General features: G+C 60.0%; 10 protein-coding genes and 2 pseudogenes. 7 read left to right on the plus strand and 5 right to left on the minus strand.

All coding sequences use genetic code 11. From position 1 onward, the window contains the following. Positions 1–7 precede the first annotated feature (7 nt). From AQUI_RS30560 to AQUI_RS31760, 5 genes and pseudogenes are all read left to right on the plus strand, one after another. On the plus strand, positions 8–283 hold the full coding sequence (locus AQUI_RS30560) for a hypothetical protein (RefSeq protein WP_156916759.1): 276 nt from the start codon (positions 8–10) through the stop codon (positions 281–283). Continuing rightward, positions 280–747, plus strand: a complete 468-nt coding sequence (locus tag AQUI_RS27060; protein ID WP_051371797.1) for an acyltransferase — start codon at positions 280–282, stop codon at positions 745–747. The genes AQUI_RS30560 and AQUI_RS27060 overlap by 4 nt, the downstream gene beginning before the upstream one ends. Further along, positions 740–1,777 carry a lysylphosphatidylglycerol synthase transmembrane domain-containing protein gene (locus tag AQUI_RS0102810; RefSeq protein WP_027256143.1) on the plus strand — a complete coding sequence of 346 codons (1,038 nt, stop codon included), beginning with the start codon at positions 740–742 and terminating at the stop codon, positions 1,775–1,777. The genes AQUI_RS27060 and AQUI_RS0102810 overlap by 8 nt, the downstream gene beginning before the upstream one ends. Positions 1,778–2,163: 386 nt before the next feature. Continuing rightward, positions 2,164–5,592, plus strand: coding sequence for an SdrD B-like domain-containing protein (locus AQUI_RS0102815; protein ID WP_027256144.1), 3,429 nt, complete (start codon positions 2,164–2,166; stop codon positions 5,590–5,592). Between the two features lie 509 nt (positions 5,593–6,101). Then, positions 6,102–6,404, plus strand: a pseudogene (locus AQUI_RS31760) (integrase core domain-containing protein); the annotation flags it as partial. A 280-nt stretch (positions 6,405–6,684) separates the two neighbouring features. Here AQUI_RS31760 and AQUI_RS27065 read toward each other — a convergent pair. Next, positions 6,685–7,747 (minus strand): annotated as a pseudogene (locus AQUI_RS27065) (IS110 family RNA-guided transposase). A gap of 161 nt (positions 7,748–7,908) precedes the next feature. Between AQUI_RS27065 and AQUI_RS27070 the strand changes: the two are divergent. Continuing rightward, complete coding sequence (locus tag AQUI_RS27070) at positions 7,909–8,682, plus strand: acyltransferase (protein ID WP_051371798.1); 774 nt, start codon at positions 7,909–7,911, stop codon at positions 8,680–8,682. Between the two features lie 26 nt (positions 8,683–8,708). Here AQUI_RS27070 and AQUI_RS0102835 read toward each other — a convergent pair whose 3' ends face one another. From AQUI_RS0102835 to AQUI_RS27075, 4 genes are read right to left on the minus strand one after another with little or no spacing between them, the layout of a single operon-like run. Further along, complete coding sequence (locus AQUI_RS0102835) at positions 8,709–9,707, minus strand: NAD-dependent epimerase/dehydratase family protein (RefSeq protein ID WP_027256146.1); 999 nt, start codon at positions 9,705–9,707, stop codon at positions 8,709–8,711. Between the two features lie 22 nt (positions 9,708–9,729). After that, complete coding sequence (gene asnB, locus AQUI_RS0102840) at positions 9,730–11,613, minus strand: asparagine synthase (glutamine-hydrolyzing) (RefSeq protein ID WP_027256147.1); 1,884 nt, start codon at positions 11,611–11,613, stop codon at positions 9,730–9,732. A 60-nt stretch (positions 11,614–11,673) separates the two neighbouring features. Further along, positions 11,674–11,817, minus strand: coding sequence for a hypothetical protein (locus AQUI_RS30570; protein ID WP_156916760.1), 144 nt, complete (start codon positions 11,815–11,817; stop codon positions 11,674–11,676). Then, entirely contained in the window at positions 11,817–12,611 is a 795-nt protein-coding gene (locus tag AQUI_RS27075) for a hypothetical protein (RefSeq protein WP_051371800.1), read from the minus strand. The genes AQUI_RS30570 and AQUI_RS27075 overlap by 1 nt, the downstream gene beginning before the upstream one ends. Before the next feature lie 418 nt (positions 12,612–13,029). On the opposite strand from AQUI_RS27075, the gene AQUI_RS0102855 reads away from it, so the two are divergent. Further along, positions 13,030–14,283 carry an FAD-dependent oxidoreductase gene (locus AQUI_RS0102855; RefSeq protein ID WP_245596854.1) on the plus strand — a complete coding sequence of 418 codons (1,254 nt, stop codon included), beginning with the start codon at positions 13,030–13,032 and terminating at the stop codon, positions 14,281–14,283. Positions 14,284–14,449 lie beyond the last annotated feature (166 nt).

Below are 14,449 nucleotides of genomic sequence, written 5' to 3' on the forward strand. Positions count from 1 at the left end.
ACTTTCAGTGGGGCGACACATTCATGGCAACCGTCAGTCTCAAGCATCGGACAGCGCCTTAAACAAGTATCTCAAGCGTGTCGTCGGCAGCAGCCGCAAGGCGGATCTGCTGAAATACGAGCTCATCACAATGCTGCTCACGAATTTTCCTGGCGCCGCCGGGCTGATCCTGCGGCAAAAAATCTACCCCTCCTTGTCGGTCATTACGGCAGAGGCACCGCGATTTCGCGCGGCGTCACCCTGCGCTGCCCGAGCCGCCTGTCTCTGGGGGCCGGCAGCATGATTGATGCCGGCGTGTTTTTTGACATCAAAAGCGACGCGGCCGCAGTGACGCTGGGGACCCGGAGCCAGATTATGCACGGAGCGCATTTCGAGACCGGATACGGCGGGCATATCATCCTGGGTGACGATTGTTACGTTGATGTCTTCGCCATCCTGAACGGGGATGGCGGGCTGGAGATTGGCAACAACGCCCTGATCGCCGGGCATTGCCATATCGTGTCCGGAAATCACTGCTTTGCGGACCTGTCGCAGCCGATGAACAGTCAAGGCATCGCCGGCCAGAGCATCGTCCTCGAGGACGATGTCTGGTTGGGGGCCGGAGTCAAGGCCCTGGACGGCATGCGCATCGGGCGCGGAAGCATTGTCTCGGCCGGTGCCGTGGTGACCCGTGACGTGGCCCCCTGCAGCATCATGGGCGGGGTTCCGGCCAAACTGATCAGACAACGGAGGCAAAAGCGTGGCTGACATCCCCAAGGCCCCCGGAACCCGTTGGCGCCAGATCACGGCTCTCGCGCTCAAAGCCTCAGTCAGCGCCGGCCTTCTGGCCTATCTGCTCTATGTTCAGGTCGACAATGCCGATGACATCTGGAGCGCTATAGGACAGGCTGATCCGCTGCTTCTGCTGTTGGCTTTCTCGTTGAACGCCGCCGGCTACCTGCTGTGTTCCTGGCGCTGGCAAATCCTGCTCAAAGCGCAAGGATTCCGGGTTCCCCTCATAGAACTCATCCGCGCCTATACGATCGGCATCTTCTTCAATTCCTTTCTGCCAGGGCTGATGAGCGGCGATTTCATGCGCGCGTTGGATATCTCCGACCGTGTCAGCTCCTATACCCGCTCCTTCCTGATTCTCTTCGTTGAGCGCCTGACCGGCATGTTCGGTTTGCTTGTGCTCGCCGTCTTCGCTTTGCCGCTGGCCGGCTGGAACATTATCGGCCAGACCGGCGTGATCTGGGTGCTTGCCGCCATCGCTGCTTTGCTGCTGGCAGCCGGCCTGGTCCTTAAGGCAATGCCGCACCGCCAAAGCCAAAACCAAAGCCGCCTGCGGCATATTCCCGGATTCCGCAAACTGGGCGAGATCGCTCACAACATGTCCGAAACCTCAAAGGGCTTCGCCTCCCGGATGACGGCTGTCTACGGCTGTATGGCGATCTCGATTGTGTTTCAGGCCAATGTCGTGCTGCATTTCTATCTGATCGGCCTGGCGGTCGGGATCGACCTGCCGCTGCAGGTCTATTTCGGGATCATCCCGGTGTCACTGTTCGTGATGATGATCCCCGCTTCGGTGAATGGCATCGGCATCCGCGAACAGATTTTCGTCTACCTGTTCGGCGCCTTCGGGACGGATGCGGCTGCGGCCATCTCACTGGCTTGGCTCGCCCTGGCGATGGTGCTGCTTCAGGCTGTGGCCGGGGGAGTGCTGTTTGCGCTTCGCAAACGGCGCCGCACCGCGGCGCCTGGGGATACGGCTGCCTCAAAACCGTCCCCCCCCGCCTGAGCGAAACCCGGCAGCCTGCATAGCGCCCGGACGGGAAACGGGGCGGGGCCAAAATCCAGATATCCCCGACAATCAAACCGGGCCGCTCAGGCTGGGTTGATCAACTTGGCATTGACAAAAAAAAATGCACGTTAGTTCTACAATGGTGTCTGCCTGGAACGAAATACCGGTTCAGGCGGTTCATAATGGGGGATAGCTAATCACCGGGGGTAGACTGAGCCTTTTGAGGCTGGGGGATTTTCAGGTTTCACTTAGCGCAGCCGCTCTGTTTCATAGCGGTTCAGCGCGTGCATTTTTCAGGTTATCCCTGTTTCCGCAGCCGGAGATTCAGATCCTCCCCCAGCTATTCCGTGTAACGAGTTACGCTTTAGCGGGGGATAGCAAAAGTGACCTATTATTACAAAAACTACGAGTGGACGGCACTCACCGAAGCTGATCTGCTGGATCAAGGGGGAAACGGATCAAGTATTGGCTGCGGTGATAAATTCACCATGCCTGAAAGCGCCACAGTCTGCCTGTCGACGAAAGACAACGATTACTTTTTGTCAGGCGACTACTACCACAACGAAAATGCGGACGATGGCAGCGGGCAAAAAGCCTACGTCGACGGGCAGCCCGCCGGCGGTCAAATATACGCCGAAAGCTATCACGTCCTGAAGGGGTCGGATGGCAATACATACTACATGATCGAAATCGAGATCGAAGGCCATAATGCCCCCGGGGCGGGGGAAGACTATTTCACGTTCTACAACAATGTTCCTCCGGCAGGGGTTGAGCTGACCGTGGTCAAAACCTGCGGCATCAAAGGCAATTGGGTTGATTACAAATGCCTTGGCGCCGGCGATAAAAACGAAACCGGATCCATTTCCGGCACCGTCTTTTGCGATCAGGATTGCGACGGCATCAACGGGGAAGTCACCGTTATTCCAGGCTGCGACTACACCATCGAAGCCGAAGACATGTCCAAGAGCGGCTTTAAAACAGTCAGCGGCAGCCAGGCCTCAGGCGGCGAACTTGCCAAACTGTACTGTGCCGGCGCCTATGGCTCTCTTTGCACCACTTTTGATGGCAAAACCGGCGTCTATGACGTGACAATCCGGGTTCAGGACGAAAACGACGGCCAAAGCATCATCAAACTGCAAGTAAACGGCCAGACTGTCGAGGCCATCCGCCTTAACGGCAACACGGATGGCAGCGGGTCGAACAACGGCGGCTTCTCGGAATATGTGATCAAGGATGTCTCCATTCAAAGCGGCGACAGCGTGAAGATCAAGGCCAAGGGGGACGGCTACGAATATGTCCGCATCGACAACATCGTTCTTGAAGGCCAGGACAGGCAGGAGACCGTGTCCGAACCGGTCAAAGAAGGGGTGACAGTCAAACTCCTGGATCTTGACGGCAATGTGGTTGCCACGACCACCACAGATGCAGACGGGAACTATGCGTTTGAGGATGTCCCGGCCGGGGATTACAAGATCATGGGGGTTGCGCCGGACGGAACCGAGTTCACGATCCAGGATGCAGGCACTGACGATACAATCGATTCAGACGTTGATGAAAATGGCATGTCCGGCGTGGTCACTGTCGGCGCAGGCACAGAAACCGATATCGATCTGGGCCTTTGCGAGAAACCCGAACCGGGTTCCCTGTCCGGCCGTTACTTCTGCGACACGGATGATGACAATCAGGATAACAACAACGGCGACGAACCCGGCATCCAGGGCGTCCTCGTCATGCTGCTGGATGCAAGCGGGGATCCAACCGGTGCAACAACAGTCACGGGCCCGAACGGAGAATACTCTTTCACCGACCTGCAAGCCGGGACCTATGGTGTCAAATTCACCGACCCGGACGGGGTTCTGGACGGGAAGACCCTGATCACTCCGAATGTCAGCGATGATGCATCCGACAGTGATGCGATCGGCGACGCTGTGATGTCCACGATCATGGACATTCAGGTTGAGGCCGGCCAGGACACGCCCGACAATGACGCCGGCGCGCGCAATTCTGATCCGATGACCGCCGAACTGGGCGACACCGTATGGCTGGACGTGTTCGGCGACGGCATCCTGAACGACGAAGCCTTTGATGCGTTCTTTAACGGCCGGGAGCAGGGGGTCCAGGGGGTGAGTGTGCACCTGCTGGCCGCAGACGGCACCCTGCTGGACCAGCAGGTCACAGATGAGAACGGCAACTACCTGTTCACCGGTCTTGCGGCGGGCGATTACAAGGTCGGTTTCATCCTGCCTGAGGGCTTTGCGTTCACCTCGGCCAACCAGGGCGGCAACGATGCCCGGGATTCCGATGCGGTGACCATGCCGGGCGATCCGGACTTTGCGATGACGCAGGTCGTTTCCCTGGCTGCGGGCGAATCCAATCTGACGCTCGATGCCGGCCTGCTGCGCTGCGGCTTGATCGAAGGCACCAGCCAGATCGACCAGAACTCGCCCGTGGGCGGTTTCGACCTGCTGGTGGGCTGCGACACCAATGACACGATCGTCGGCTTCTCCGGTGAAGACACGCTGATCGGCAATGGCGGCAATGACGTCCTGAACGGCGACAGCTATGATGACCGGCTGGAAGGCGGCGAGGGCGAAGACACTCTGAATGGCGGATCCGAAAACGACATCCTTATCGGCGGTGACGGCAATGACGACATCAACGGCGGGGGCGAAATCGATACAGCGGTCTTCGGCGGCAACTATGCCGATGCGACGATCGGGATCGTGGACCTGTTTACTGGCGAGCTGACGGTCACCTCTGTCGACGGTGTCGACCAGGTGCGCAATGTCGAATTCCTGCAGTTCGACGATGTCACGGTCGCGGTTGAGGCGCTCCTGCCCGGCGGCACCAGCGATAAGGTAGCTGCCCCGGCTCCCGGCGGTTCAGTCAATATCGACGTTCTGGCCAACGACGTCGAACTGTCCGAGGGCACATTGTCGGTGGCGCAGGTCAATGATGGCGGGTTCGGTTCTGTTGTGATCGAGCCGGACGGTACCGTGACCTATACGGCCGGCGCGAATTTCGATGGCTTCGATTTCTTCACCTATACCGTGACCAATGGTGAGGGCTTTGTCAGAACCGTCGAAGTCCAGGTCGGCGACGTCCCGGCGCTTGATCCCGCCGATCCCGGTGTGACCGTTCTGGTCGAAGCGCCGGGCGACAACGGGGTCGCATATGACGGTACCGGTGGCAATGACAGCATTCTCGGCACACGCGGCGAGGACACGATCAACGGCAGGGGCGGCAATGATATCGTTGAAGGCGGCCGCGGCGATGATAACCTGCGCGGAGCGGCGGGCAACGATATGCTGCTCGGCGGCGAAGGCGATGACACCATTAATGCGGATGGTCAGGGGGATATCGCCTTGGGCGGCATCGGCGACGACGTGCTGAACGGACAGTTCGACGATGACATCCTGTTCGGCGGTGCCGGCGATGACTTCGTCCGCGGATTGCAGGGCTCGGACTTTGTCTCAGGCGGTGCCGGTGATGACCGGTTCCAAAGCCCCAACAGCGGTGCCGATACGGTTCTTGGCGGCGCCGGGGCGGATGAGTTTATCTGGTCCGAAGCGACCGACGCCGGCGAACGCGATTTCCTCGACGGGGAAAGCGGTGTCGACACGCTCGAGATTTCGCTGAACGGTGCAGATGCGCTTGCGGTTCAAGCTGAAATCGATGCCTATCTGGCAATTGTCAATGCCAACGCCCCGGCACCGGGAAGCATCAATGACAGCAGTGTTCTGACTGATACCTTCAGCTTCACGACCATCGATCTGGACATCCGCAATATCGAAGATGTGCAGCTCGTCTAAGCCACAGAAAGGGCTCTTTAAGAGCCCTTTCATTCAAAGGGATGCAGCGCCAAGTCAGAATGTAGCAGGATCGACCTCGGCTGACGTCTTAGTTTAGACTGTTTTTGACGGTGCAAGAAGATTTTGAACTAAACCGCCCCGGGTTTGCCGGAGGCTTCAACTCCTGATTAGGATGAAGCCACAATGAGCAAGACAACAAACAAGTATTCTCCTGAGGTCCGCGAGCGTGCGGTGCGGCTGGTGCTGGACAAGTGAGCCATTGAGGCGCCATTGGTTCGCGCCCAATGGCGAACGGCCAGCACAGTTCCTGTTGGCAGGCGATCATGTCGATCTCCGCAAAGACCGGCTGTTCGGCGCATAAGCTGAATGAGTGGGTTAAGAAGGCAGAAGCCGACAGCGGCAAGCGGGCGGGCGTGCCAACAGATGCAGCCGGCAAAGGCGATGGGGCTTGTTCACCACTCCGGCCGCCGTTCTCGGCGATGCTCGCATCGCCTGTCACGCAGTGGGTCAGCCAATACCTGTCGATCAAATACACAGAGCGGTTGGGAGAAGCTGGTATCGAGCCCTCTGCCGGCAGCGCCGGAGACAGTTGCGACGATGCCTTGGCCGAGACGATCAACGGCTTGTTCAAGGCCGAGGCCGTTCACCGCCGCGGCCCTTGGCGCAACTTCGAGGCAGCGGAATACGCAACACTCGAATGGGTGGACTGGTTCAACAGCCGCCGTCTGCTCGAGCCTATCGGGAACATTCCGCCGGCAGAAGCAGAGGCCGATTTCTACGCCGCCCTGGAAACTGAGGACATTGCCGCGTAACTAACTGAAATCAGCCTCCGGCAAACCCGGGGCGGTTCAGAACAGCTCGAGCATGTGATCGGATGCGGTCATGTATCAGGCCTCCTCATGCGGCAACCGTTTACATGGCCGCGGGCCGGTATGGCGATGCGCAGACCGGGCCCAGTTCACTAACGCGAGCTTCGTGCTCTGTGCATGCGGATGGTTTTCCCGGTCCGGATCTAGTCGATCCATTGCCCCTACAGTTCTCTGAACTCCTCACATTCCGGCAGCTTCAGCACAAGTTAGCTGTTTACGCTATTCATGCCGCCACGGCCGGGTTCCGGTAATCTTCGTCTTTCGTCAGCATTGCCCAAATTGACCGGGCCATCTTGTTGGCCAGAGCAATAGCGACCAGCATTCGAGGTTTCCGCTCCAGCATTCTGGCGAGCCAAGCATCCTTTGCTGCGCCGTGCCGCAAGGCCTCTCGAACCACCGCCATTGCCCCAATGATCAATAGCTTTCGAATGTCGCGCTGACCTGTCTTCGATGTTCGCCCCAGCCGTGATTTTCCGCCAGAGGAATGCTGCCGCGGCACGAGGCCAACCCACGCAGAGAAATCACGCCCGCATCTAAAGCCTGACATGTCGGGAGCGAAGGCCTCAATCGCCAGCGCCGTTACCGGCCCAACACCTAGTGCGGTCTGCAGACGCCTCGATGTCTTCGATGACTTTGAGGCCGCCCGCATTTTTTCCTCGAGCCTGGCAATATGGGTGTCTAGAGTGACCACCTGTTCGAGATATTGATGCCTCAATTCAGGTACCAGCTCTGGCATGCCGGCGTCATCGCAGGCCAATGCTTCAGCCAGGGCCTTGAGATGCACACGTCCCTTTGGCGCGATTACACCGAATTCGGCCTTCCTCTCGGGCATGTAAACATGCCCTGACGGCCAAGGGGTGCCCGCGCAATGCATTGATCACCTGCGTGCGCTGGCCAACCAGCATTTGCCGTGTCCGGAAGAGCATCGCACGCGTCTGATGATCTTCGCTCTTCACGGTGACAGACCGCATCGCCGGACGGAACGCCGCCTCAGTAATTGCCTCAGCATCGGCTGCGTCATTCTTCCGGCGCTTCACAAAGGGTTTCACGTATATGAGCGCGATGAGCTTAACATTATGGCCCAGTTCAGAAATTTGATGCCCCAAATTATGCGCCGTAGCGCAAGCCTCCATCGCAACCACACATCGAGAATGTTGGGCAAAAAATTGAGGAACTGCGCCCGGTTCACTTTTTTGCGAAAAGCAACTGAGCCATCGTGCGCAAGCACCATGGAGCTGGAACACGTTCTTTGCCAGATCGACGCCTATAATGCTAACTTCAGTCATGGATGCTCCTCCTTCGAAGTGACATTCTGCAGAACATCACTTTGGCACACTGCGATGCCGTCAGGCGGGGGCATCCACGCCATCACTAACTTTCAATTTGGACCACTCAAGTGGGGCTGCTCAGGAATCGACCCCCTTAGTCCGCTTGCATGAGGCGATGCATGACCGAAAAAGACAACCAAACCGATACAGTCCCCGCGGAGCCTCCCAAGGACCGCGTCGTCGACGCGCTCTCCGGAAGCGGCTCGGCGCTTGCGAAATACAAGGCGTTCTTCGTGGGCGATCCCTCCACCATGAAGCTTCTGCGTTACGAAGCGGCGATTCTTCTCGCCGCACCGATGCCAGGCGCCCTGGGCTTCGCGCTCCGCAAGGTCTTGCTGCCAGGGCTCTTTGGCAAGGCGGGACGGGGGCTGAACTTCGGCCGCAATATCTCTCTGCGCTGTCCAGGGCGCATGAGTTTGGGTGATCATGTTACAATCGATGACGGCTGCGCGCTTGATGCGCGGGGCGCCAAAAGCCCTGCAGACTTTGTGATCGGACCGCGGACTTTGATCGCCCGCGATACCTGCCTTGGGATCAAAAGCGGTTACCTGCGCATAGGGGCAAACGGATCGATCGGCAGCCAGTGCTACCTGAGTGCGGTCTCCGGCATCGAGATCGGCGATGACGCGATCATCGCGGGGCAGTGCTACTTTGGCGGTGGCCGGTACAAGACCGCTCTCGGCGCCGGGCCAATGGTCACTCAGGGACTGATTACCAAAGGCCCGGTGGTCATCGGCGACGATGTCTGGATAGGCGCCGGAGCGCGCGTGCTCGATGGGGTTCGCATCGGCAATGGCGCAATCATCGGTGCCGGTTCCGTGGTGGCCAAGGACGTGGCGGAAAATGCCATCGTTGCGGGCGTTCCCGCCCGTCAGATCGGGAGCCGCAGCTGAGGGGCGGTCACATCATCAAAGCCGGTTCAGCCGAGCAAGCCCTCGTTCAGATACCATTTCGCGGTACGGCCCAAGCCGTCAGGCAGTTCGACGGTCGGGTTGTACCCCAGAAGCTCACGTGCCTTTGAAATGTCGAAGGCGCGGTCCTTGGTAAAGAAATCGCACTGCCGCACTTGCAACGGGGCGTCAATCCGAAGCGGACGCGCAATCGCCTCCGACAGATGTGCCGCCGCCAGCAGCATCGAGATAGGAATCCTCCCGCGCCGAGGCGCCACACCGACCGCCTTGCCTACCATGCCCACAAGGTCCTTCAGCGTGTAGTAGCGCTCACCGGCCAGGATGAACGTTTCGCCAAGAGCGTTTTTATGGGTCCCCAGCAGGATGATCCCATCCACCAGATCGGATATGTAAGTCAGGTGATACAGGACTTCGCCCTTGCCAAACATGATGAAGCGGCGGCGGTGGATGGCGCGGAATAGTTTCAGGAAGCGCGTGTCGCCGGGACCGTAGATGCCCACCGGGCGAAAGACCGCGCCCGGAAGGCCAGACTTGATGGCCTCGGCCGCCAGAAGCTCGCCTTCAAGCTTCGTCTCCTGATAGACATCACCGGGATTGAAAGGTGCGTCTTCCTTTGCGGGGATCGTCGCGACATCGCCATGGACGCCGGCGGTGGAACAATGAACCACCCGCGTCACACCGGCCTTATCCGCCGCATCGAGCACATATTGCGTGCCGTCCACGTTGACAGCGCGATAGTCGGCTGCGTCGAGACTTGAGCCGCGATAATACGCAGCGATGTGAAAAACATGCGTGCAACCCTGCGTCGCCTGCGCCACGGCCTTGGGGTCGGTGATATCGCCCGCGACCACCTCCGCGCCCCGCTCGGCAAGCCCACGCGCGGCCTCCGGGCGGCGGGCGAGGACGCGGACCCGCCACCCCCGGTCGAGAAGGGTCCGGGCGAGATGCCCGCCGGTGAACCCGGTCGCCCCGGTGACAAGCGCAAGGCGTTCTTCCTGATCGTTCATGTCCGGCCCTCTGTCTGTGTGCTCATACTGACCACCGCTCTCGCCAATCCTGAAACACCATCAGAGCCCAGAGCGCGTGGCTGTGGTTCGCCCGGTTGGCAAGGTGCTCAGATTTCAGCCTTTCGACGAAATCGGCGTTAAAAAGCCCTTCCGCCGTCAGTCGGCGCTTGGACAGAAGCTCTTCCATGCGCGCGCGGTATTCATTCTTCAACCAGGTCTTCATCGGCATCGAGAAACCCTGCTTCTGGCGATAGATACACTCCCGCGGCACGCGTCCCGCAGCAATCCGCTTCAACAGGGTCTTGAGCCCATCGGACCCGATCTTGAGGTGTTCCGGCACGCGATAGGCCAGAGATACGAAATCCTTGTCGAGCAGAGGAACCCGGGCTTCGAGCGACACCGCCATGGACATGCGATCCACTTTCGTCAGGCAATTGTCAGGCAGATAGCTGCGCAGATCGACATAGAGCTGCCGGTCAAGGTCCGAGCGGTCCCCGGCACGGCGGGTCAAATCGCGGATATGAGCGCCGAGATCGGTCGGTGCCCGTCCAAGCGCTTCGGGTGTCAGAAGCGCCGCGCTTTGCGCCTCGGTCACGAAAATCCGCCATCGCGCGTGCGACAGCTCCGGGTCGAGCTGCGCGCCCTCGACGAAACGCTTGACCTTGTTGACGGTGCTTTTCTTGGCCTCGGTGGGTGGAATTGCGTCCACAAGAGGCGCGATGACCTTGTTGCGCAGAGCGGCGGGGATCAGGTTCCAGGTGCGCGCCGCCCGTTGGGCCAGAAAGGTCTCGTATCCGGCAAAAAGCTCGTCACCGCCATCGCCGGTCAACGCGACCGTAACGTGCTCCCGTGCGAGTTCTGAAACGAGGAATGTCGGAAAGATCGAGAAGTCGGCGATCGGATCGTCCATGAAGTGCATCAACCGGTCGAAGAGCGCGGGCACGGACGAGTCGATGATCTTGACGTGGTGTTCCGCGCCCAGATGCGCCCCCACCTTCTGCGCCCAGGGCAGCTCGTTGTAGCTGGCCTCGTTGAACCCGATGCTGAACGCTTTTAGCGGGCCCATCGCGGACGCGACGAGTGAGCTGTCAACCCCGCCGGAAAGGAGCCCGCCAAGGGGCACTTCGCTCATGAGCTGCGCCCTGACCGAGACGTCGAGCTGCTCGGCGACCGCCTCTTGCCATTGGGCATCCGACCAGGCCGCGGTCGAGTCATCGGCATGCGGCACGTTCCAATACTGGCGGAGTTCATGCTCTCCCGTGGACAAATCCAGCAAAAGAAGCTGCGCCGCTTCAAGCTTGTAGACGCCCTGCAGAAGTGTCCGCGGCGCGGGGACATACTCCCACGACAAATACTGTCTCACCGAGTCGACATCCAGCTGACGCTCGACCAGGCCGGTTTCAAGCAACGCCTTGATCTCGGACCCGAAGACCAGATGCTTGCCCGTTGCCGACCAGTAGAGCGGCTTGATCCCGAGATGGTCCCGCGCCAGAAGGAGCTTTCCTGTGCGGAGATCATGAAGCGCGATGGCGAACATGCCGTTCAGACGGTCCACGAAACCGGCCCCGTGCTCTTCCCACAGATGTACAATCACCTCGGTGTCGGAGTTCGTTCTAAAAGTGTGGCCCTTGGCCTCGAGTTCCGTGCGGAGTTCCCGGTAGTTGTAGATCTCACCGTTGTATACGGTGGCCACGCTGCGGTCTTCGTTGAAGATCGGTTGCTGTCCACCGGCCAGATCGATGATGGCAAGCCGCCGCATGCCCATCGCTACGCGCCGGTCATCGTCGAGGTAAAGCCCCTCCTCGTCGGGCCCCCGATGCACGATGCTGCCGCACATAGACCTGACCTGGGACATTTCCAATGGAGGGGCGCTGGCGGCGGCAGCAATTCCGGCAATTCCGCACATTTCAGGACCTTCCAATGCGGTTGAAGCGCTGTGGCACCAGTTCGCGACGGACGGCACGACTCATATGAACAGGCCCCGAAGGTCGCGTTTCAGCTGTGCCAGGCTGTCATAGGCACCGGTCCATCGCAACGCGAGGGGATCGGTGCCGAAGGTCACGACCCCCCCGGTCGAGGTCACGGAGCTGCGATAGCCAGCCCCAGTCATCACGCCGTTCCCAATCTTTTGCGGAACTGCATGGCGACCTGGCGATGCAGGAAACGGGAAAGGGATTCGTATTCACCCTGAATCTGGGGCGTCGCCGTGCATGTCTCCAGCCAGGTGCGGAAACTCTGGAAGGGATGGGTCAGCGACAACCCGTCATTTGCAACAAACGCAAGCCGGCCGACCTTGTGGAGTTCACCGCGGAAGGGCAGCGGGTCCGTGCCGGGCAGGATCGCGCGACGAAGCTGCTCGACCTCGCCGAACAGGCGCGGCCGGGACCACAGCGCCGGGCGGCCCGCATTGTCACCGAAAAAGAGGAATGGAAACCGGGCGTGATCATTGGCGATCCGCCGTATCACGCGACCCCTGGCGCCGGACCATTTGCCGAAACCCCAGGGCAGGGCCGGCGCGCCGCCGGCATCCAGAACGCGTTCGATGGCGCGTTCTATCGGCTCGCCGTCAGGGAACGGACCGGCGGCGCCATATGCGAGCACTTCAAGCCCTTCCTCGGTCACGATCTGCCGCCCCGCGATCAGGGCCAGCGTTTGCCCGTCTTTCGAGGCGCGCAATGAGACCGGTTCTGCGGTCTCGTCGATCGTCCAGCCGCGCAGATGTCCGGGGCGCAGCCCACCGAACGCATCCGCGCCTCTGGACTGTGTGAAAAGCAGCATGCCGGGTGTCGCCTCGGGCAGGTCAAGGCCATGAAGAAGGCGCGAAAAATTCACGCCGGCGGCATCCAGGAATTCCGGAGGATCAAAACACGCATGCAGATGGACGTGGGCATCGACTAGGTACATTGGTCAAACAGCTTTCAAAGCAACAAGTATAACAAATATGATGTCCGATTGTCGTGCCGTCGAACCAATTCCTGCCGTTGAGGCAGACGCCCGATTCCTTTCGAGAGCCAATCAAAGAGACCGCTGAATCGCTGACCGTGTCAAGATTTTGTTGCCGGGAAGCATTATGGTGCAGGCTCATTAGAGGAGTTGTCGCCAATACGCAGCGCCGATCGCGTTTGTTTCTGATCCTCGGCATGCCGGGTGCCTCAGGGCGGCGCGCCGTCGAATCCGTTGCTGTGGAATGCCTCTGCCGACCCAATTGGAGGCCGCTGTGATTCGCAGGACAAGCCCGGCCCGCAAAGAGTTTTGCTGAGGGCCGGCGTATGATACCTAAGCTACGGGAATTGTTCCATCTGGTCTTTTTTGGGCCTTGCTTGTGCTTTCGGAAATAGGCGAGACATTTGTGAATTTACGTCCTCACCCCGCTCACGCGGCGCATGAACAGTTCGATATCATCGTGATCGGCGGCGGTGTCTACGGTTTGATGATCGGGCTCGAAGCGGGCCGCGCTGGTTTGCGCGCTGCGATTGTCGAGCGCAATCAGATCGGTGGCGCAACAAGTGCGAACTGGTTTCGTATTCTGCACGGTGGTCTGCGGTACCTTCAAACACTGGACATCCCGCGACTTCGTGAATCCATTACCGAACGCCGCTGGTTCCTGCGCAACTTTCCCGACCTTGTTCATCCGATGGGCTTCCTCATGCCGCTCTATGGGGGAAAGATGCGGCATCCGGCGGTGTTTCGGGCCGCATTTGCCCTCGACGCGGTATTGACACTGGATCGAAACGCGGGGCTATCGCCCGATAGCGTTCTTGCGCGCGGGCGCGTTTTGAGCGCCTCGGACGTGCGGAAAACCTGTTCGCAGATCCGGCCAGATGGTCTTCTTGGCGGGGCGCTTTGGAACGATGCGGTCGCAGAAGATGGCGTCGCCCTTGTCGCGGCTCTGCGAACCAGGGCCGAAGCATCGGGTGCCACCGTCGTCGAGCAGGCCGAAGCTCTGGCGCTCGAAACTGACCGGGGCTCGGTGACGGCCGTGAAGGTGCGCCGCCCGCAAGGCTATGAGGAGGAATTGCGGGGCCCTGTCGTGGTGAATGCTGCCGGCCCTTGGTGCGCCGAGCTTGCCGCCAGGTTTGATCGGCCGGTTCCAGAGCTCTTTAGACCCTCTCTGGCATTCAACCTCGTTCTAGACCTGCCGCCACCGGCACCGCTGGGGCTGGCGGTGTCGCCGCCGGATAAAACGGATCCAACGCTGTTTCTGTATCCGGTCCGGGGGGGCACGTTTGCCGGTACGTGGCACACGAGCTGGCACGAAGGTCCCGATCCGGTCCATCCGCCACAGGCTGACATCGACGCCTTTCTGGAGGCCCTGAACCTGTCGGTCCCGACGCTGGGTGCAACGCGCGGACACATATCGAAAATCCATGCAGGATTGTTGCCCGCCAAAGAAGCCGGCACAGCGAAACTCTCTGTTCGTGAAATCATTTTGGACCATGGAACTACTGGGGGGCCGATCGGCCTCTACACGGTTTCCGGCGTCAAATTCACGACCGCCCGCCGGGTTGCGGCCAACCTTGTGAAACGTGTCCTGGCAAGCAGACGCATTGCGGCTGCACCGGATGTGGCCGAATGAGACGTCTTGCCGCAATCGCGTCTGCAGCGCGGTTCGCCATGGGCGCGGGCCTCCTCCTGCACGCCTCAGATGGCGGGAAAGGATGACCCTATCGCCACCTGGACGATCGAAAACCTGTTGCGCAGCGCCGAAACGGCTGCCCCCTCTGGCTGTGCGATAACGTCCT

It is taken from the genome of Leisingera aquimarina DSM 24565, assembly GCF_000473165.1.
Taxonomy (GTDB): Bacteria; Pseudomonadota; Alphaproteobacteria; order Rhodobacterales; family Rhodobacteraceae; genus Leisingera; species Leisingera aquimarina.

Coding starts and splice junctions, on each gene's coding strand:
- AQUI_RS27060 (WP_051371797.1), top strand. CDS start 280: ATGATTGATGCCGGCGTGTTTTTTGACATCAAAAGCGACGCGGCCGCA.
- AQUI_RS27070 (WP_051371798.1), top strand. CDS start 7,909: ATGACCGAAAAAGACAACCAAACCGATACAGTCCCCGCGGAGCCTCCC.
- AQUI_RS0102835 (WP_027256146.1), bottom strand. CDS start 9,707: ATGAACGATCAGGAAGAACGCCTTGCGCTTGTCACCGGGGCGACCGGG.
- asnB (WP_027256147.1), bottom strand. CDS start 11,613: ATGTGCGGAATTGCCGGAATTGCTGCCGCCGCCAGCGCCCCTCCATTG.
- AQUI_RS30570 (WP_156916760.1), bottom strand. CDS start 11,817: ATGACTGGGGCTGGCTATCGCAGCTCCGTGACCTCGACCGGGGGGGTC.
- AQUI_RS27075 (WP_051371800.1), bottom strand. CDS start 12,611: ATGTACCTAGTCGATGCCCACGTCCATCTGCATGCGTGTTTTGATCCT.